Below are 19,459 nucleotides of genomic sequence, written 5' to 3' on the forward strand. Positions count from 1 at the left end.
AGCGGATTGCCGGTCCGGTGCGCGGACCGGGCTCAACGCTCCCGGTGCGGTACGCGCCGGAACAGCAGGTCGTTCACCACGTGACCCTTGTCCAGTCCCTGACCCTCGAAACGGGTCAGCGGCCGGAACCCGGGGCGCGGGGCGTACCCGCCCTCCGCCCGCGTGTTCTCGAAGTCGGGGTGCGCGCCGAGCACCTCGAGCATCTGTTCCGCGTACGGCTCCCAGTCGGTCGCGCAGTGCACGATCGCGCCGGGCCTCAGCCGGGTCGCGGCCAGGGTGAGGAACTCCGGCTGGATGAGGCGCCGCTTGTGGTGGCGCTTCTTGGGCCAGGGGTCGGGGAAGTAGACGCGCAGCCCGTCCAGCGCGTCGGGGCGGAGCATCTCCCCGAGCAGGATGATCGCGTCGCCGTTGCCGACGCGGACGTTGGACAGCCCGGCGCGGTCCGCCAGGTTGAGCAGGTTGCCCTGCCCGGGGGTGTGCACGTCCACAGCGAGGATGTTGGTGTCCGGATCGGCCGCGGCCATCCGCGCGGTCGCCTCGCCCATCCCGAATCCGATCTCCAGGACCACGGGACGGTCGTTGCCGAACAGCTCGGCGAGGTCGATCACCCGCTGTCCGTCGATGTCCAGCCCCCACGTGGGCCACAGCCGCTGGAGCGCGTCGGCCTGCCCGGTCGTCACCCGGCTGCGCCGCGGCTGGAAGCTCCGGATCCGCCGCTCGAAGTGCGAGCCGGCGGGGTCGGCCCGGGGACCGTCCGGGAACCGCGGCTCGCCCCGGGTCCGGGTGTGCCGGACGGAGCCACCGCAGTCGTGCGGTGCCGGAAGCGGGGCGTCGGGAGCGTTCAGGGAGTCAGACACAGTACGACCGATTTTACGGCGCCCCGAGCATCCCCCAGGGCCCCTACGGGGACGCCTCCGGCGCGGGCACCGCGCGACGACATGGTCCGACGCCGGCGCACCGGCCGGGCGTGACCGGTCCCACCAGCGGCACCGTGTGGCAGGCTCCGGACCGCCCGTGGAAAACGGCCCGGGCACCGGCCGGGGGTGCGGGGTCCTGGGCGAGGACTGCGGGGGATCGGGTGCCGGCCGTGTGCGCGGTTCCGGCGCGAGGCAATTTGGGCGGGGAGCCGGCGAGCGCTTTGCGAGGGGGTCCGCTGCTGGCGGGCTCAGCGCTTCCGGCGCGGTGTCCGGGCCGGCTGGGCGTCAGCGTCGGTCGGGTGCCGGACGCGCGGGTGCCGTTCCGTGTGGGCCTTGCGGGCAGGGAACCGGCGTGTGAGTGGGCCCGGGGCGCTTGTGCGGTGGTGCCGGGGTCACGCGAGCAGTTCCAGTGCCCGGCGGCCGACCTCCCGGCCGATCGGCAGGGACGCGGTGGCGGCGGGGGACGGCGCGTTGAGGACGTGCACGGTCCGTGCCCCCTCCTTGATGAGGAAGTCGTCCACCAGCGTGCCGTCCCGCAGCACCGCCTGCGCCCGCACCCCGGCGGGGGCCCGCACCAGATCACCGGCCTCCACCCCGGGCAGGAGTCTTCGCACGGCCTCCAGGAAGGCGCCCTTGGACACCGACCGCCGCAGCTCACCCGCCCCGTACCGCCAGTGGCGCCGGGCGATCGCCCACGATCCCGGCCACGCGACCGTCCCGGCCAGCTCCCGGGGCCGTACGACTCCCCAGCCGTACCCCTCGCGGGCCAGCGCCGGCACCGCGTTCGGCCCGACGTGCACGCTCCCGTCGACGCCGCGCGTCAGGTGCACCCCGAGGAACGGGAACGCCGGGTCCGGCACCGGGTACACCAGCCCTCGCACCAGCTCCGGCCGGGCCAGTTCGTAGTACTCGCCGCGGAACGGCACGATCCGCACCTCGGGGTCGTCCCCGGTGAGACGGGCCACCTCGTCGCAGTGCAGTCCGGCGCAGTTCACCAACACGCGCGCGCGGACGACGTCCCCGGTCGTGGTGAGCACGGCCACGCCACGCTCCGGGCGGCGGTCCACCCGGACGACCCGGGCGCCGTAGCGGATCTCCGCCCCGGACGCCCGCGCCAGCGCGCGGGCGACGCCCACGAAGTCGCACACGCCGGTCGTCCCCACGTGTATGGCGGCGAGACCGCGCACCTCCGGCTCGTACTCGCTGATCTGCGCGGGCCCCAGTTCGCGCACCGGGATGCCGTTCTCGCGGCCCCGCTGCACCAGTGCGTGGAGCCGCGGCAGCTCCTCCCGCGCGGTCGCGACGATCAGCTTGCCGGTGACGGCGTGGGCGATGCCGTACTCGGCGCAGAACTTGACCATCTCCGCAGCGCCCCGCACCGCGTACCGCGCCTTGAGCGAGCCCGGGCGGTAGTAGATGCCGCTGTGGATGACGCCGCTGTTGCGCCCCGTCTGGTGCCGCGCCGGGCCGGGCTCCTTCTCCAGCACCGTCACACGCGTGCCGGGCGCGGCGCGCGTGATCGCGTACGCCGTGGACAGCCCGACGATCCCGCCACCGATCACGAGCACATCACAGTCGTACGCCCCGGCCCGCACCTGCACCACCTCCGCCCTCGATAGTGCACTGCGCCACTGACAGCGGCTTCAAACGCCGCCGCTCCGCCTAGGCCGGCGTCACCAGCAGGGGCCGGGCCCGCTCCCGCAGCTCCACCACCCGGGGCTCGTCCCCGTACGGCTCCAGGCGGTGCAGCAGGTCCTTCACGTACTCGGTGGTGCGGGCGGAGGAGATCCGTCCGGCCACCTCCACGGCCCGCACGCCCTGCTCGCAGGCCGCGTCCAGGTTCCCCGACTCCAGTTCGGCCACGGCCGAGACGACGAGCCGCAGCCCGTGCGAGCGCACGAACTCCTCCGTCGGCTTCGACAGCGCCTGCTCGGTGAACCGCCGCACCTGCCGCGGCGCCTTCAGGTCGCGGTAGCACTCGGCGGCGTCGGCGGCGAACCGGTCGTAGCCGTAGAAACCGAGCCAGGAGGGATCGTTGTCGCCCTCCCTGGACCGCTCCAGCCACCCCTCGGCGGCCTTCAGCGCCGCGCCCGCCGCCTGCGCGTCCCCGGCGCGCGCGTGGGCCCGTGCCTCGATGAGCCGGAAGAAGCTCATGGTGCGGGCGGTCGCCAGCCCCCGGTTGCGCTCCAGGGCCGCCTGCGCGAGGTCCACGCCCTCGTCGCCGAAGCCCCGGTAGGTGGCCTGCAACGACATGGAGGCGAGGACGTACCCGCCCAGCGGGACGTCGGCCGCCGCGCGCGCGAGGCGCAGCGCCTGGATGTAGTACCGCTGGGCGGCCTCCTGCTGGCCGGTGTCGAAGGCCATCCAGCCGGCGAGCCGGGTGAGTTCGGCGGAGGCTCCGAACAGCGCGCGGCCGACCTCGTCGGAGTAGGAGCCGAGCAGCAGCGGTGCCGCCTCCACCCGCAGGCACTCCGGCACCATGGACGAACGCCAGTCGCCGCCTCCGTACTTGGAGTCCCAGCGCCTGGCGTCCTCGGCGGCTTCCCGCAGCTTCTGTACATCGCTGTGGCCGACTTTGATCGGTGCGCCGGACTCCTCCGCGGAGGCCGTCTCGCGCGCGACCGAGCTGTCGGCGGGGGTTATCAGCCAGCGCGAGGCGGGCGTGGCGTACGCGCTGACCGCGAACGACCCGGCCAGTGACTGCCAGATGCCGCCGGCGCCGGACCGGCGGCCGGCGAGGTCGAGCCGGTACAGCTCGGTGGCCGACCGCACCGCCTGTCCCACGTCCCGGGGGAAGGCGAGGCCCACCTCGGGGGCGGGGTCGGCGTCGGCCAGGCCGATCTCGTGGAGCGGCACCGGGCGGCCCAGTTTCTGCCCGATGGCGGCGGCGATGAGGTGCGGCGCCGCGCCCTGCGGCACCATGCCCTTCGACACCCACCGCGCCACCGACGTCTTGTCGTAGCGAAGCGTCAACCCGCGCTGGGCGCCGAGGTCGTTGACGCGCCGCGCGAGTCCTGCGTTGCTGATTCCCGCGAGGGCGAGAACGGCGCCGAGTTTCTCGTTCGGCCCGCGTTGCTCCCTGGACATGCGCCACCCCTCGACACAGACGGCTGCCGCGATGGCATAACCGCGCGGCATTCGTAAACCCAGCGTAGTTCGCCGCATCCCAAGCGTTAAGGGGCATTCTTCCGGATGGCGGGATTGTGGTCCGTACGGCAGTACGGTCCTGTACGCACCGTGCACGGCCCGCCGCCGCGTGCCCCCGGGTGTGTGGCCGTGCGCCCGTCCGTGCGCTCTTCTCCGGCCACCGGGCAAGCGGTTCCATGGCTTCTGCGTGGGTCGGCCCGCTGTACTGGATCCAGTGGGCTGGGGGACACCGCCACCTTCATCCCCGCGGGTGGCGGACCGGTCCGGGAGGCGATGCCCGCCTCCCGGACTGTGCGTGCGCGCGCGCCGCCGCGCGCTCCGCAGGCCTGTACGGAGCGTACTCATCGCCGTTGCCGCTCCGCGTAATTGGCCGAAAACCGACCCCCTTTCCGGACCCCGAATTCCCCTCTCCACCAAGCGACTTGAGGGCGCGGGGGGCGGTTTGGGGGCGCGCGTTGGGGGCGCATTCACGCCGTACCCGCCGGGCACCGCCCGGAACAGGTACCCCCCGCCCGCCCGCGCCACCGGCCAACCCCCCTGGCACGTGCCACCACTTCCGCCGGTCCGAGGCGGCGCCGCCGTCCCTCCCCGGCGCGTTCTTCATGGCAGCATGGGGATCCGGTTCGTACGGTGCAGTGGTTGTCCACAGCGTGTGGAGGCGTCGATGCGGTGGTTGGTGGGGTGGAGCAGCACCGCCGCGGGCACCGCCGGGATCGGCACCGCGGGCGCCACCGGGTACGACGGCGAGACCCTGCGCCCGGTCGGGTCGCAGCTCCTGTGGGGCGACCCGGACCCGTTGTGGGCCGTCGGCGACTGGCGCCCGGACGAGGTCCGCGTGGTCCACGCCGACCCGCAGCACCGCATCGCCGTCCTCGGCATCTGCGGCGCCACCGACGAGGAGCTGCGGCGCGGCCTGGTCACCGCGCGCGGGGGCGCCCTGCGCCACCTGACCGGCTGGTCCGGCAGCTACACGGCCGTCGTCCAGGCCGGCCGCCGCATCACCGTCTGCGGCGACCTCGCCGGCGCCCGGCCCGTGTTCCACACCCCCTGGGCCGGCGGCACGGCGTACGCCACCGCCGCCCTGCCCCTCGCCGACCTCGTCGAGGCCAACCTCGACTTCACCCACCTGGCCGCCCTGCTCGCCGCCCCCGACGTGCCGGCCGCGCTGCGCGACACCACCCCGTACGAGGGCGTACGGCGCATCCCCCCGGGGCACGCGCTGGTGCTGCGCGCCGGTGCGCGGGAGATCGCCGGGTACGAGCCGGTCGCCTCCCTCGCCGTGGCCGCGCCCCCGGCCGACGCCGACCGCGCCGTGGACGCCGTCCGGGACGCCCTCGTGGAGGCCGTGCGCACCCGGCTCTCCGCACCCCGGCACGTCCCCGACCTCGACCCCGGACCGGTGCCCGGCATGGGACCCGCCGAACGCCGGGCCGCGCGCGGGATGCCCGTCCCCGGCATCGGCGCCGACCTGTCCGGCGGCCCCGCCTCCGGCACCCTCGCGCTGCTGGCCGCCGGGCTGCCCGGCAGACCCGGCACGCTCCTGGGCCACGGCACGGGAGCGGGCGAGCGGCTCGTCGCCGTCACCTTCAACGACCTCGCCGTGGCCGGCCGCGAGGCCGAGCTCCAGCGCGCCGGCGCCCTCGCCGCCAACCCCCGCCTCCACCACGTCGTGGTCACCGGCGGCGAGGAGACCCTGCCCTACGCCGGTCTCGACGGCCCCCTGACCGACGAACCCGGCCCCTCCCTCGTCCTGGCCGCCCGGCACCGCGCCCGGCTCGCCGCCGGCAGCGCCGACCACTTCACCGGCCACGGCGCCCGTCAGGTCCTGGACGCCCACCCCGCCCGCCTCGCCGACCTCCTGATGGACCGCCGGCGGCGCAACCTGGTCCGGCCGGTCGCCGCGCTCGCCCGGGCCGACGGCTCGGTCATGGTCCCCGCGCGCGTGTACGGCGCGGCCCGCCGCCTCGCCCGCACCCCCTACCGGACGGGCCTGGAGGTGCTGGCCGAGCGGCTGATGCGGCGCCGCTTCGACGAGCCCAAGGGGGCGGTCGGCGCCTCGCTCGCCGCGCTGACCTGGGGCGGACCCGGCCCCGCCGCCCGCTGGCTGACTGGCGAGGCGCTGGCTGAAGTATCGGTTCTCCTCCAGGCGGAGGCCGACCGTTCCGGCAGTGGCGCGCTGCGGCCCGGCGACTACCGCGCGCGTGCGGCGCTCGCCCGGCACGCCGCCGACCTGCGCGTGCTGGAACAGGCGGCGGAGGTCCGCTCCCAGCGGCTGCACGCGCCGTTCCTGGACAACCAGGTCGTCCGCGCCTGCCGCGAGCTGCCCGAAGCCCTGCGGGTCCAGCCCGGCGCGCGGGCCGCCATCCTCCGTACGGTCCTGGCGGGCTCCGGCGTCACCGACCTCCCGCCCGGGTGGGGCACCCCCTCCCACGGGTCCTCGGCGGCGGCCGCCCGCGCGGGTCTCCGCGTCGCCGCCGATTCCCTCCTCGACCTCTTCTCCAGCCCGCTGCTGGCCGACGCCGGGCTGGTCGAGGCCCGCGTCGTCCGCAAGGCCCTGCGCGCCGCCGCGGCCGGCGACCCGCTGCCCCTGGACGGGCTGGCCGGTCTCGTCTCCCTCGAGCTCTGGCTCCACCGGCTGCTCGCTCGCCGGGGGACCTGCTGGACGGGGACCCCCTCCCGCTCCCGGGCGGTCCCCTCCGGCATCCAGCCGAGGCGCGGGGCGCTGACGCCCGGGGCGTGACGGCTCCGCCGGGTGCGTGCGGCTCCGCCGGGTGCCGGGTGCCGGGTGTTGTGGGGTTGGGGTGGGGAGCGGTGGTGTGGGCGGCTGACGGCCGGCGGGGGCCGGGCGCGCAGTTCCCCGCGCCCCTGAGGGGGTGCTGCGGGAAACCCCCGTGCCCCGTCCGGTGCTCACCGGGACAATGACCTGGTGCGGTACAGGATCCTGGGCGTGACCCAAGCGGCGGACGACCAGGGCACCCCCCTGCCCATCGGCGGGCCGCGCCTGCGTACGCTCCTCGCCGTCCTGGCCCTGAGCCCCGGCCGCACCACGACCCCCGACACCCTCATCGGGGACATCTGGGCGGACGATCCGCCCCAGGACGCCCCGGCCGCCCTCCAGGCGCTCGTCGGCCGGCTCCGCCGTACCCTCGGCAGACACGCGGTCGCCTCCGCACCCGGCGGCTACCGCCTGGAGGCGACCGAGGACGACGTGGACCTGCACGTCTTCGAGCGGCTCACCCGGGCCGGCACCCACGCCCTCGCCGCCGGCGACCCGGCCACCGCCCACCGCACCCTCACCGAGGCCCTCGCCCTGTGGCACGGCCCGGCCCTCGCCGACCTCCCCGACCGCACCGCCGCCACCCGAGCGAACGCCCTCCGCCTGGACGCGGCCCGTGCCCGCGCCGCCGCCGCGCTCGCCCTCGGCCGCGCCCGGGAGGCCGTACCGGAGCTGCGGGAACTGGCCGCGGCGTACCCGTACGACGAACCGGTGCACGCGCTCCTCGTCCGCGCGCTGCGGGACTCCGGCCGCACGGCCGACGCCCTCGCCGCCCACGAGTCCGTCCGCCGCGCCCTCGCCGACACCCTCGGCGCCGACCCCGGCCCGGAACTCCGCGCGCTGCACCTGGAGTTGTTGCGTGAGGGCGAGCCGGATGACCGGACGCGCCCGGAGGCGCCGCGGCCCGCCGAGCGCACCGGTAACCTCCGGCCCCGCCTGACGTCCTTCGTCGGACGGGAGCCGGAGCTGAAGGCCGTCCGCGCGGAACTGCGCGGGGCCCGCCTGGTCACGCTCACCGGGCCGGGCGGCTCCGGGAAGACCCGCCTGGCCGAGGAGGCCGCCGCCGCGTTCCCCTCGGCGTGGATGGCCGAGCTGGCCCCGCTGGACCGGCCGGATGCGGTGCCCGGCGCGGTGGTCAGCGCCCTCGGTCTGCGCGAGACCGTGCTGCTGGCCAACGACCTGGCGACGTCGCAGACCGACCCCACGGCCCTGCTGGTCGAGTACTGCGCCACGCGCGACCGGCTGCTGATCCTCGACAACTGCGAGCACGTCGTCGACGCGGCGGCCACTCTCGCCGAGACCCTCCTCACCCACTGCCCCGGTCTGACCATCCTCGCCACCAGCCGTGAACCCCTCGGCGTGCCGGGCGAGTCGGTGCGCCCGGTCGAGCCGCTCGCGCCGGAGCAGGCGCACCACCTCTTCGCCGAGCGCGCGAGGGCCGTCCGTCCCGACGCCGACGCCGTCCTCGGCGACACCGCCGCCGTCACGGAGATCTGCCGCCGTCTGGACGGACTGCCGCTCGCCATCGAACTGGCCGCCGCCCGGCTGAGGCTGCTCACCCCGCGCCAGATCGCCGACCGCCTGGACGACCGCTTCCGCCTGCTCACCTCCGGCAGCCGTACCGTCCTGCCCCGCCAGCAGACCCTCCGCGCGGTCGTCGACTGGTCCTGGGACCTGCTGGACGAACGGGAACGCACGGTCCTGTGCGAGGTGTCGGTGTTCGCCGGCGGCTGGGACCTCGCCGCGGCCGAGGCCGTGTGCAGCGGCCCGGCGGCGGAGCTGATCGGCGCGCTGGTCGACAAGTCCCTCGTGGTCGCCGCCCCGCACGACCCCGACGGCACCGCGCCCGGCATGCGCTACCGCATGCTGGAGACCATCCACGAGTACGCCACCGAGCGCGCCGCCGAGGTCCCCGGTCTGCGCGCGGCGGCCGAGCGGCGCCACGGCGCCTGGGTGCGGGCCCTGGTGGAGGAGGCGGAACCGCGACTGCGGTCGGCGGCCCAGCTCCCCTGGATCGCCCGCCTGGAGACCGAGCTGGACAATGTCCGCGCGGCCCTGGACCGCGCGGTGCGCGCGGGCGACGAGGCCGGCGCGGGCGCCGTCGTCCTGGCCGTCGGCTGGTTCTGGTGGCTGCGCAACCACCGCCAGGAGGCGGTGACCTGGGTACGGCTGGTCCTCCGGCTGGGCGTCGCCCTGGACGCCGTGTCCGCCGGCGCGCCGGCGGCCGCCCTGCCGGAGCTGATCGAGTCGGCGGACCCGGTGGGCGCCTTCCTCACCGGCCCCGAGGGGGAGACGGGGCATCCGCTCGGCGAGCTGCGCATGGACCTGCGCATGCTCGACCTTTTCCTGACCTCCGAGTCCCGCACGGACAGCCTCTCGGGCGACGACCGGGCACCGGAGTACATCGCGCGCGTACGCGCCGCCTACGAACCCGGCGGTCCCCGGGCCGCCCGGCTCCCCGGCCTGATCTGGCCGCTCACCGCCCACTACCTGGGCGGCTCGGCCGACGTCCAGCCGGACCTGACCCGGGTCGTCGCCAACTGCCGCCGTCACGGCGGGGCCTGGGAGGTCGGCGTGGTCCTGATGTTCCGCACCCACGTGGCCGTCGACTCGCCCGGCAACCTGGAGGGTGTCGACGAGGACCTGGCCGAGCTGCGGCAGCTGAGCCGGCGCGTCGGTGACCGTTGGATGCGCGCCCAGGTGTGCGGCGCGGCCGGCGAGGCGGCCATGGCACGCGGCCGGTTCGACGAGGCACGCGGCGAGTACGAGGAGGCCCTGCGGCTGGCCTACGAGGTCGGCGCGTACGCGGAGTCCCCGTTCCTGAAGGCCCGCCTCGCCGAGATCGCCTACCGCTCCGGTGACCGGCAGGCCGCGCTCACCGCCCTGGACGAGGCGGAGACGGCCGCCGACCGGTACGCGGTGCCGGAGTCCCGCGCCTTCGTCCTGCTGCTGCGCGCCCACATCGCCCTGCACGACGGCCGGGCCGCGCACGCCCGCGAGCTGTACGAGGCGACGTGCGCGCTGGTGCGGGACGGAACCCCGCCCCCGCAGTTCGTCGCGGCCCAGCGCACCGTCGAGGTGCTGCTCGAGGCCGACGAGTCGGGCCCGGAGCACGGCCTGCCGATCGCCGCGGAGGCCCTGCGCGAGGCCGTGGCACTGGGGTGCGCCGAGACGATCACGGCCGGACTGGTGGACATCGCCGCCGACCTGCTGGCCCGCGCCGGCGATCTGCCCGGCGCCGTCCGGCTGTTCGCCGCCGCCGACCACTGGCGGGACGGCCGCCGGCGGCCGGAGCCGGAGCGCGGCGTCGCCGCCCGGGTGCTCGCCGGCGCCCGCGCGGCCCTGCCGGCCGACCGCTACGCGGCCGAGAGCGCCCGCGGCGCGTCCCTCGGCGTCACGGACGTCCTGCGGGAACTGGGCGTCCCGGCGGCCGTCGACTGACCTTCGCCGACGGGCGCCGGCCCGGGCTAGCGGCAGGTGAACCCGGACTCCGCCCAGTCGGCGAGCGCCGTCCGGTCGAAGGCGGTGCCGGACGGCTCCACGACCAGCCGTACGGTCGCGCGGCCGGTCAGATCCACATGGACGGGGACGGCCCGGTCGCCGCCCTCGACCGGGGCGGACCGCCAGAGCCGGTCCCCGTCGGCGTACACGGAGAACGAGACCCGGCCGAGGCCGAGGGTGAGGTCGTCGACGCCGGCCAGGGCGTCGTAGGCGGTGCAGCGGCGGTTGAGGGCGACGGTGACCGAGGACCGGCCGGACACGGTCACCCCGTGCGCGTACCGGCTGCCGCCGACCGACACGCCGTAGCGCTGCCACACCCAGCCGCTCCCGGCGAGGGAAATCTCCGGCCGGGTGCCGTCGCCGTCGAGGTCGTAGCGCAGGGCGCTCAGCCGGTAGACGGCGGACGCCGGAGGTGGAGCGGGAGCCGGCGGCGGCGTGGGGGCGGGCTTCGGGGCGGGGGGTGGCGTGGGCCTGGGGGTGGGTGTGGGGGTGGCGGTCGATGACGGGGGCGGGAGTGGGGGCGTTTTTGGGGCCGGTGCCGCCGGCTCAGGGGTGAGGCGCACGGGCCGGGGGGTCGGCCTGGGCGCGGCAGGCGTCGGCCTCGCCGGGGCCCGCCGGGCGGGTGGGGTCGGTGTGGGGCTCGGTGTGGCGGGCCGTACGGCCGGCGTGGGCGGTCGAGGCCGGGCCACTTCCTTCGCCGGACGACCGTCGTTCACCAGAGCCAGCGCCACCGCGGCGGCGGCCACCGCGACGAGACCGGCCGCGATGCCCGCCTTCACCGGCGCCCCGAGCCCCTCCGAGGCCGCTGACCCGCCCGCCCCGCCGGGCGACCCGCCGGCCGCGGCGGCACCGGCACCGGCCCCGGCGCCGCCGGACACGATCCCGAGCGCCTTGGCGTACCCGGTGGCCCCGAACCAGCCGAGGACCGCGACCGGTACGACGGCGGGGATGCCGTCGGCCACCTCCTCGATCTGCGCCGCCGCCAGCCGGCACCGTGCGCACTCCGCCAGGTGCTTGCGCAGCCCCCGCTCGGCGCGGACCCGCAGTTTGCGGCGGGCGTACGTGCCGAGCTGGTCGGCGTAGCGGGCGCACTCCTCGTCGTGGACCAGGGCGGCGCTGACGTGGGCCTGGAGGTAGGCCTGCCGCAGCCCTTCCCGGGCGCGGCTGGCCAGCACCCGGGTGCCGTTGGCGTCCAGGCCGAACAGGACGGCGACCTCGCTGGGCGACTCGTCCTCGACCTCGGTGTGCCACAGCACGGCCTGCCAGCGTTCGGGCAGCGAACGGAAGGCCCGCATGGCCATGGACTGCTCGGCCTCGTGCAGGGCGCGCACGTCGGCGCCGGGCGCCACGGTGCCGTCACCGGGTGCCTCCGTGCTCCGCGCGGCCTGCTGGGCGAAGGCGGCGAAGTCGTCGACGAGCTGCTCACGCCGGGCGGACCGGGCCCAGTGCGCGGCGACGCGCCGCACGGAGGTCAGCAGATAGGCCCGTACGGCGTGCTGCGGACCCGAGCCGCCGCGCACCGCTTGCAGCATCCGCGCGAACACCTCGGCGGTCAGGTCGTCGGCGGTGTGCGCGTCCCGGCAGCAGCCGCGCGCGTACCGCCGCACCGCGTCGGCGTGGCGCCGGTACAGCTCCTCGTAGGCCGAGTCGTCACCGGAGCGCATCCGTCCGATCAGCTCGCCGTCGGCGGGGGGCCTCTCCCGGGGCGGTGGCAGGACGCTCCCGGCGCGCTGGACCGGTACGGTCCCGTCCGCCGGGCCGTCGGCGCCCGGCGGGCGGCCGCCCTGGCTCGGCACGTGGGGTGAGGTCAGCTCGCGGGCCTCGGTGTCCTCGTCGTCGCGTGGCTCGCCCCACCCGTCAACGCCCATCGCGGAAAGCCCCCGGCACCGGCCCAGCCCAACCCGTCACCGGGTCAGGGTGGCACAGGGCGTGCGCCCCAGGGCCGCGTACCGGAGCGCATCCACTCGTCCGGGCGGACTTCCCTCCGCCCACTCGAACACCCCTGCCCTACAAGGGTGTCGGCGCGGGGCGAGTCGACGCGGCCGGCGGCGCGCCACCCGGCACCCGCGCACGAGCGACGCGCGCATGAGCGACCCATGTACGAGCCGCCCCGCGTACGAGCGCCCGCGCGGGAGCCCGTAACGGCCGCACCCCGCGCACCACACCCGCGTCCGCGCGACGGTGACAGCCGCACACGCACCGCCACAGGCACGGGTAGGGACGCCGGACGCCGTCCCACCGGTGGTGGGACGGGGGCGTGCGGCGTGCCGGTCACACCGGCCGGGACCGGAGTCCCTCCAGCAGGATGTCCAGCAGCCGCGTGGACGCCGCCGCCTGCTGTGCCGCGTCCGGCAGCGACGGGGCCGCCGTGGCGATCACCAGGAGCACGTCGCCCACGGAGACGTCCCCCCGCAGCTCGCCCGCCGACCGTGCCCGGTCGACAAGCTGCCCGACCACCTCCAGCAACGCCCCGGCCCCGGTGTCGTCGGCCGTCAGCGGGGTCTCGTCCGCCACCAGCCGCAGCTCACCGCCGCCCGACTGCACCCGCTGCTGGGGCATCCGGGTCTCCTCGGCCAGGGCGACCGGCGCGACGGTCCCCACCGGGCCGCCCGCACCAACCGGCTCGTCCCCGGTGGTGGAGCCGACCCGCAGCACCTGTGGCGGCAGCAGCCGTCCGGCCCCCGACGCCACGGACGTCCGCAGGAAGCGCGACAGCGCCGACCACGGCTCCTCCTCCTGCCCGAGCGCGGTCCGCGCCTGCTCGGTCAGGCGTGCCGTCTCCTCCTGGGCGATCCGCCGGACCAGCACGTCCTTGCTCGGGAAGCGCCGGTACACCGTGCCGACCCCGACCCGCGCGCGCCGCGCCACGTCCTCCATCGGCGCGCCGTAGCCCAGCTCGCCGAACACCTCGCGCGCCGCACGCAGCACGTGCTCCAGATTGCGCTGCGCGTCCACCCGCAGCGGTGTCGTGCGCGCCCCGTCCGCGCGCCCGTCGTCCCTCGTCGCGGTCATCGTCCCGCCACCCGGTGTGATGGTGGCCGCAGATGCCCAACGCGTGTCCTGAACATGCATGTCGTTCCCCCGGTGATGACGTCTCCCCCCGGAGACTCCCCGCCACTGAATGCGGAGTGCGCGGATGTGGCATCGGTCCCGACCGGACCGCCCGTCGCGGACCCGTTCGACCACAGTCCCTACACCCCGTCGACACACGAACATAGTTGAGAGACCGTCAATTCAGAAGGGGCAGGTTCCGCACAGTGCGCCCCCCGATCGGAGTACGGAGCACGTACGCCCCGATTGCGCCCCTTCGTGCACTGTCGCCCGCCCCCGCTGACCTGCCCCGATTCGTCCTGCGGAGACACAGCGGCCGACCCCGGGCCCACCGGGCCGCCGGTCACACAAATTGTCGGGGCTGTGGACAAACAACAGCGCCGGGTGCGTCATGGGACAGTGAAGGAACGTGCGCGCATTCTGGTTGTCGGCGGCGGCTACGTCGGGATGTACACGGCCCTGCGCCTCCAGCGGAAGCTGAAGGGCGAGCTGCGGAGGGGTGAGGTCGCCGTCACGGTCGTCACACCGGACCCGTACATGACGTACCAGCCGTTCCTCCCGGAGGCCGCCGCGGGCTCGATCTCCCCGCGCCACGTCGTCGTCCCGCTGCGCCGCGTCCTGGACCGCTGCCACGTGATCGTCGGCGAGGTGACGTCCGTCGACCACACCACCCGCACCGCCGCCGTCACCACGCTGGCCACCGCCGAGGAGGGCAGGCCCGCCGAGCTCCTCGGCTACGACGAACTCGTGCTCGCCCCCGGATCCGTCTCCCGCGCCCTGCCCGTCCCCGGCCTCGCGGAGTACGGCATCGGTTTCAAGACCGTCGAAGAGGCCATCGGCCTGCGCAATCACGTCATCGAACAGATGGACATCGCCTCCTCCACCCGCGACCCCGCCGTCCGCGACGCCGCCCTCACCTTCGTGTTCGTCGGCGGCGGCTACGCGGGCGTGGAGGCCCTCGGCGAGCTGGAGGACATGGCCCGCTACACCGCCCGCTACTACCACAACATCCGCCCCGAGGACATGCGGTGGATCCTCGTCGAGGCCACCGACCGCATCCTCCCCGAGGTCGGCGCGGAGCTGGGCCGGTACACCGTCACCCAGCTGCGCCGCCGCAACATCCAGGTGCTGCTCGACACCCGCCTGGAGTCCTGCGCGGGCCGCGTCGCCGTCCTCAGCGACGGCCAGCGCTTCCCGACCCGTACGGTCGTGTGGACCGCCGGCGTCCGGCCGCACCCGCTGCTCGCCGCCACCGGCCTGCCGCGCACCGACCGCGGTCGGCTCAGGTGCACGGCCCAGCTGACCGTCGCCGGCACCGAGCACGCCTGGGCCGCGGGCGACGCCGCCGCCGTACCCGACGTCACGGCCGCCGCACCCGGCACCGAGACCGCCCCCAACGCCCAGCACGCCGTCCGCCAGGCCCGCACCCTCGGCGACAACATCGCGCACGCCCTGCGCGGCGAGCCCCTGGAGACGTACGCGCACAAGTACGTCGGCTCCGTCGCCTCCCTCGGCCTGCACAAGGGCGTCGCCCAGGTCTACGGGCGCCGGCTGAAGGGCTACCCTGCCTGGTTCATGCACCGCGTGTACCACCTCAGCCGGGTGCCCACCGTCAACCGCAAGGCCCGGGTGCTCGCCGAATGGACCCTCGCCGGACTCTTCAAACGGGAGATCGTCTCGCTCGGCTCACTCGAACACCCCCGTGCGGAGTTCGAACTGGCGGCCGGTGGAAAACCGCCGCGCGGTCCCTCCGACGACCCGAAGGGGTCGTCCTGACCCGGTCCGGGAACTCCACGGCACACCCCGGCGTCTGACGGTTGTCGCCCGCCGCGGCCCGCTCCCTGCCACACTGCCCCACGACGTCGGACGGGCCACCCGCCCGCCCCAGCACCCACGAGGCCTTCCCCAAGTGAACTTCACGCGCTGGAGCGCCCGGCTCCCCGGAACACAGCGCCGCGCCGCCGCGCGGACCGAGACGGCGGTCCCCCAGGACCGGCGGGGAGAAGGCTCCGTGCCCGCGGCCCGCGGCGAACGGCCGGCCGACGGCACTGCCCCGGTGCCCGCGGTCGACGAACTGCCCGCGCGTGAGGTCCTCGACCGCGTCCCGGCCCTCGTCTGCCTCGTCCACGGCCCGGACCACCGCATCGCCTACGTCAACGACGCCTACACCGCGGCCTTCGGCGCCCGGCCCACCGGCGCCCCCGCCCGCGAGGCCCTGCCGGAACTCGCCGAACTGGGCCTGCTCCCGCTGCTCGACCAGGTCCTGCGCAGCGGCAGGCCCCGCACCCTGAAGTCCCGCAAGGCCGTCGACGGCCGCTCGTACACCTTCACCTGCACCCCCGTCGCCGAGGGCGGCGAACGCGGCGCCGGCGTGCTGGTCTTCGCCACGGACGTCACCGACCACGCCGAGGCCGCCGAACGCCTGCGCGCCAGCGAACGCAGCCAGCGCGAGACCGCCGTCACCCTCCAGCGCTCCCTGCTCCCGCAGGAACTGGAACAACCCGACGACCTGCGCATCGCCGCCACCTACCAGCCCGGCGGCACCGAGGCGGCGGTCGGCGGCGACTGGTACGACGTGATCACCCTCGGCGGCGGCCGCACCGCCCTGGTCATCGGCGACGTCATGGGCCGCGGGGTGCGCGCCGCCGCCGTCATGGGCCAGCTCCGCACGGCCGTCCGCGCCTACGCCCGCCTGGACCTGCCCCCGCACGAGGTGCTCCAGCTCCTGGACGGCCTCGCCACCGAGATCGACCCCCAGCAGATCGCCACCTGCTGCTACGCCGTCCACGACCCCAACGAGGGCCGCCTGGTGTACGCCTCCGCGGGCCACCTGCCGATCCTGGTCCGCGACGAGAACGGCACCGTCTCCCGCACCGAGGAGCCCACCGGTCCGCCCCTCGGCACCGGCGGCTGGATGCACTCCTCCGGCTCCATCGCCCTCGGCCCCGGCGCCACGGCCGTCCTGTACACCGACGGCCTGGTCGAACGCCGCGACGCCGACCTCGACGAGGGCATCGCCTCGCTCGCCGGCGCCCTCGCCGGGGCCACCGGCAGCCCGCAGGTTGTCTGCGACCGCCTGGTCCGCTCGGCCGGCGTCACCGCCGACCACGACGACGACGTGGCCGTCCTCGTCCTCCAGCACCCCGCCCGTACGGGCCCCGACGGCGACCTCTTCCGCAACGCGGCCCTGGAGCTCCTCGGCGGGGTCGAGGCGGCCCCCCGCGCGCGTGCCTTCGCCTCCGGCGTCCTCACCAGCTGGCGCTTCCCGGCCGAGCTGCACGACCTCGGGGTCCTCGCCGCCAGCGAACTGGTCGCCAACAGCCTCCAGCACGGCACCCCGCCCATGCGGCTCAGACTCCGCCGCACCGACCGCCGCCTCATCGTGGAGGTCACCGACGGAGACGACCACCTGCCCCGACGCCGCCGCGCCGAACCCGGCGACGAGTCCGGCCGGGGAATCGCCATCGTGGCGACCATCGCCACCAGCTGGGGCAGCCGCCGCACCCCGGGCGGCGGCAAAGCGGTGTGGTGCGAGTTCGTCCTCCCCAAGCGCTGACCACCGGCACGCGCCCGGAGACACCTGTGCCGGGACGGGTGACCCGCCCCGGCACAGATGACGGGCGTCCTACGCCTCCGCGGCCACCGGCTCCGCCGGCGCCCCGCCGCGCGTGACCACCCGGCTGCTCCGTGCCGTGAACGGCTGGTCCTGGACGGCGGTGAGCTGCCGCCCCAGCCGCAGCGCCAGGTAGGTGATCCCCAGCGAGAACAGCAGGAAGGTCACCACGTACGGCGCGGGCAGCGAGGCCGCCAGGGGCCCGCCGACCGCCGGGCCGACCGCCAGCGCCAACTGCTTGACCAGCGCGAACGCCGAGTTGTACTGCCCGGCCAGGCCCTCCGGCGCCAGATCGGCGACCAGCGGCGCGACCGTCGGCGACAGCATGGCCTCACCCAGCCCGAACAGCGCGTACGTCACGACGAACGCGGCCGTGGCCATCTCCCGGCTGCCGTGGCCCAGCCCCGCGTACCCGGCGGCCAGCCAGGCCACGGCCCAGATCAGCCCGACCGCGGCGATCACCCGGGACCGGCGCCGCCGCTCCACGAACTTCAGCACGGCGAACTGGGCCACCACGATCATCAGGGTGTTCGCGGCCAGCGCCGTCCCCAGCGCCGAGGTCGATATCCCGGCCGCCTCCACGCCGTACGCGCTCAGCCCCGACTCGAACTGGCCGTAGCAGGCGAAGAACAGCACGAAGCCCAGCACGCACAGCCGCACCATCGTCCGGTTCCCCAGCAGCTGCTTCCAGCCGCCCTTCGCCGACCGGGCGGGCGCGTCCTCGATCCGCGGCGAGTGCGGCATCCGCACCGTCGCCATCACACCGACCAGCAGCAGGAACATGGCCGCCTCGATCGCGAACAGCAGCGTGAACGAGGACACGCGGGTGGTGTCGACGAGGTGGCCGCCGATGAGACCGCCGACGCCGAGACCCAGGTTCTGGAGGAAGAACTGCGAAGCGAACGCCCGCGAGCGGGTGTCCGCCGTCGAGCAGTCCACGATCATCGTCGCCAGCGCCGGCTGCATCACGGCCTGTCCGGCGCCGAGCGCCGCCGCGGACAGCAGCACGGTGGCCGCGCCGCCGGCGAGACCGAGGCTCAGCGAGCCCAGGGCGGCGGTCACCAGAGCGGCGACCAGGACCGGCAGCGGGCCGCGCCGCACGATCGCCCGGCCGGCGAACGGCAGAACTATCAGCGCGGCCACGGCGAACACGGCGAGCACCAGTCCCGCCGTCATGGCTCCCAGTCCCCGCACCTGCGCCACATAGACGTACAGGTAGGGGACCGTGAAGCCGAGCCCGAACGCGCTGAGTGCGTTACCCACGTGGATCCGGCGCATCGCTGCGCCCATCGCCCTGGTCACGTTCACCTCTTCCACTAGTTAGACCTGAAGACTTCGAAGCTAAAGAGTACACATCGAAGGACTTCGAGGCAAAGGCGGTGCGTGCGATACTGCGTCCATGGCCGACACCCCCGGCGTCGCAGAGCCGACACTCGACGAACAGATCGCGGCGTACCAGCGTGAGTTCCAGGACCTCGACCCCCAGGTCGAGCAGATCGTGTCGGCGCTCTCCCGGCTGAACCGCCGCATGAACGTCGCCTACGGCCGCCAGACCGCCGCCCTCGGGATCAGCAACGCCGAGTGGGAGGTCCTCAAGGCCCTCGTCCTGTCCGGCGTCCCGTACCGCATGGGCCCCGGCGAGCTGGCCAAGCGGCTCGGCCTCACACCGGCCGCGATGACCCACCGGATCGACCGCATGGTCGCCGAGGGCCTGGTCACCCGGGAACGGGACGAGTCCAACCGCGTCCGGGTCATCGTGGAGCTGACCCCCGGCGGCCGTGAGAAGTGGCTGGAGGCGATGCGCATGGCGACCGTCTTCGAGGAGGACCTGCTCCAGGACCTCACCCCCGTGGAGCGCGTGGTGCTCGGCGAGGTCCTCACCCGGCTCCTGCGCAGGGTGGAGCACGCCCAGCCGGACGCCGGCGGTCGGCTCAGCGACCTGGACTGAGGCGCCACCGACACCGACGTAAAAGATCTTGACAGCGGGGTGTTGACACGCCCCTGTGCGATCCGTAAGGTTCTTCGGGTTGCCGCAGAGCCGTAACGGTTCTGCGACGGCGCCTCAGCCGCCCCGAGCGGCACCCTCAAACACCAGCACGATCTCCTGACCGGGTTGATTTCGGCATGCTCGAATTCAATTCGAATAGGGACCCGGCCGCCCGATTGGGAATCGCCGGACGGATCCGCTAAGGTTTGAGACGTCGGAACGGCCCAACGGCCGGGAGGACAAGCCCCACTGACTGGGAGTCAGACACCGAAAGGGTCTGATAGAGTCGGAACCGCCGGAAAGGGAAACGCGGAAGCGGGAACCTGGAAAGCACCGAGGAAATCGGATCGGAAAGATCTGATAGAGTCGGAAACGCAAGACCGAAGGGAAGCGCCCGGAGGAAAGCCCGAGAGGGTGAGTACAAAGGAAGCGACCGTTCCTTGAGAACTCAACAGCGTGCCAAAAGT

The 19,459-nt window shown here is 75.0% G+C and carries 11 protein-coding genes; 5 read left to right on the plus strand and 6 right to left on the minus strand.

Features of this window, described 5'->3' with window-relative positions; translation table 11 throughout:
* Window positions 1-32: 32 nt before the first annotated feature.
* The 3 genes from trmB to ACIQVT_RS24400 all read right to left on the minus strand — a co-directional run bounded on the left by trmB (window position 33) and on the right by ACIQVT_RS24400 (window position 4,004).
* Entirely contained in the window at window positions 33-857 is an 825-nt protein-coding gene (gene trmB / locus ACIQVT_RS24390) for a tRNA (guanosine(46)-N7)-methyltransferase TrmB (RefSeq protein ID WP_403757674.1), read from the minus strand.
* Between the two features lie 452 nt (window positions 858-1,309).
* A complete protein-coding gene (gene lhgO, locus ACIQVT_RS24395; RefSeq protein WP_403757677.1) occupies window positions 1,310-2,521 on the minus strand; it encodes an L-2-hydroxyglutarate oxidase in 1,212 nt (403 codons plus the stop codon).
* Window positions 2,522-2,579: 58 nt separating this feature from the next.
* Complete coding sequence (locus ACIQVT_RS24400) at window positions 2,580-4,004, minus strand: MFS transporter (RefSeq protein ID WP_392197422.1); 1,425 nt, start codon at window positions 4,002-4,004, stop codon at window positions 2,580-2,582.
* Between the two features lie 724 nt (window positions 4,005-4,728).
* Between ACIQVT_RS24400 and ACIQVT_RS24405 the strand changes: the two genes are divergently transcribed.
* Window positions 4,729-6,804: an asparagine synthase-related protein gene (locus tag ACIQVT_RS24405; RefSeq protein WP_403757681.1), complete on the plus strand. Its 2,076-nt coding sequence runs from the start codon at window positions 4,729-4,731 to the stop codon at window positions 6,802-6,804.
* Window positions 6,805-7,011: 207 nt separating this feature from the next.
* The gene (locus ACIQVT_RS24410) at window positions 7,012-10,281 is read left to right on the plus strand and encodes a BTAD domain-containing putative transcriptional regulator (RefSeq protein ID WP_403757684.1); all 3,270 of its coding nucleotides are present in this window, start codon (window positions 7,012-7,014) and stop codon (window positions 10,279-10,281) included.
* A gap of 26 nt (window positions 10,282-10,307) precedes the next feature.
* On the opposite strand, the gene ACIQVT_RS24415 is transcribed toward ACIQVT_RS24410, so the two are convergent.
* Window positions 10,308-12,209 (minus strand): sigma-70 family RNA polymerase sigma factor, encoded by a 1,902-nt coding sequence (locus tag ACIQVT_RS24415; RefSeq protein WP_403757687.1) that lies wholly within the window; start codon window positions 12,207-12,209, stop codon window positions 10,308-10,310.
* Between the two features lie 403 nt (window positions 12,210-12,612).
* The gene (locus ACIQVT_RS24420; protein ID WP_403757690.1) at window positions 12,613-13,413 is read right to left on the minus strand and encodes a TetR/AcrR family transcriptional regulator; all 801 of its coding nucleotides are present in this window, start codon (window positions 13,411-13,413) and stop codon (window positions 12,613-12,615) included.
* 378 nt (window positions 13,414-13,791) lie between these two features.
* On the opposite strand from ACIQVT_RS24420, the gene ACIQVT_RS24425 reads away from it, so the two are divergent.
* Window positions 13,792-15,168, plus strand: coding sequence for an NAD(P)/FAD-dependent oxidoreductase (locus ACIQVT_RS24425; RefSeq protein WP_403757695.1), 1,377 nt, complete (start codon window positions 13,792-13,794; stop codon window positions 15,166-15,168).
* A gap of 133 nt (window positions 15,169-15,301) precedes the next feature.
* Window positions 15,302-16,948: a SpoIIE family protein phosphatase gene (locus ACIQVT_RS24430; protein WP_403757698.1), complete on the plus strand. Its 1,647-nt coding sequence runs from the start codon at window positions 15,302-15,304 to the stop codon at window positions 16,946-16,948.
* A gap of 69 nt (window positions 16,949-17,017) precedes the next feature.
* Here the strand turns inward: ACIQVT_RS24430 and ACIQVT_RS24435 are convergent, their stop codons facing one another.
* Window positions 17,018-18,283 carry an MFS transporter gene (locus ACIQVT_RS24435; RefSeq protein ID WP_403757762.1) on the minus strand — a complete coding sequence of 422 codons (1,266 nt, stop codon included), beginning with the start codon at window positions 18,281-18,283 and terminating at the stop codon, window positions 17,018-17,020.
* Between the two features lie 121 nt (window positions 18,284-18,404).
* Between ACIQVT_RS24435 and ACIQVT_RS24440 the strand changes: the two genes are divergently transcribed.
* Window positions 18,405-18,953 (plus strand): MarR family winged helix-turn-helix transcriptional regulator, encoded by a 549-nt coding sequence (locus tag ACIQVT_RS24440; RefSeq protein ID WP_403757701.1) that lies wholly within the window; start codon window positions 18,405-18,407, stop codon window positions 18,951-18,953.
* The last annotated feature ends 506 nt before the right edge of the window (window positions 18,954-19,459 follow it).

It is taken from the genome of Streptomyces sp. NPDC100445 (assembly GCF_044759735.1).
GTDB lineage: Bacteria > Actinomycetota > Actinomycetes > Streptomycetales > Streptomycetaceae > Streptomyces.

Excerpts from the sequence above, each read along its gene's own strand:
- ACIQVT_RS24405 (WP_403757681.1), top strand. The coding sequence starts at position 4,729 with ATGCGGTGGTTGGTGGGGTGGAGCAGCACCGCCGCGGGCACCGCCGGG.
- ACIQVT_RS24435 (WP_403757762.1), bottom strand. The coding sequence starts at position 18,283 with ATGCGCCGGATCCACGTGGGTAACGCACTCAGCGCGTTCGGGCTCGGC.
- ACIQVT_RS24440 (WP_403757701.1), top strand. The coding sequence starts at position 18,405 with ATGGCCGACACCCCCGGCGTCGCAGAGCCGACACTCGACGAACAGATC.
- ACIQVT_RS24400 (WP_392197422.1), bottom strand. The coding sequence starts at position 4,004 with ATGTCCAGGGAGCAACGCGGGCCGAACGAGAAACTCGGCGCCGTTCTC.
- ACIQVT_RS24420 (WP_403757690.1), bottom strand. The coding sequence starts at position 13,413 with ATGCATGTTCAGGACACGCGTTGGGCATCTGCGGCCACCATCACACCG.
- ACIQVT_RS24415 (WP_403757687.1), bottom strand. The coding sequence starts at position 12,209 with ATGGGCGTTGACGGGTGGGGCGAGCCACGCGACGACGAGGACACCGAG.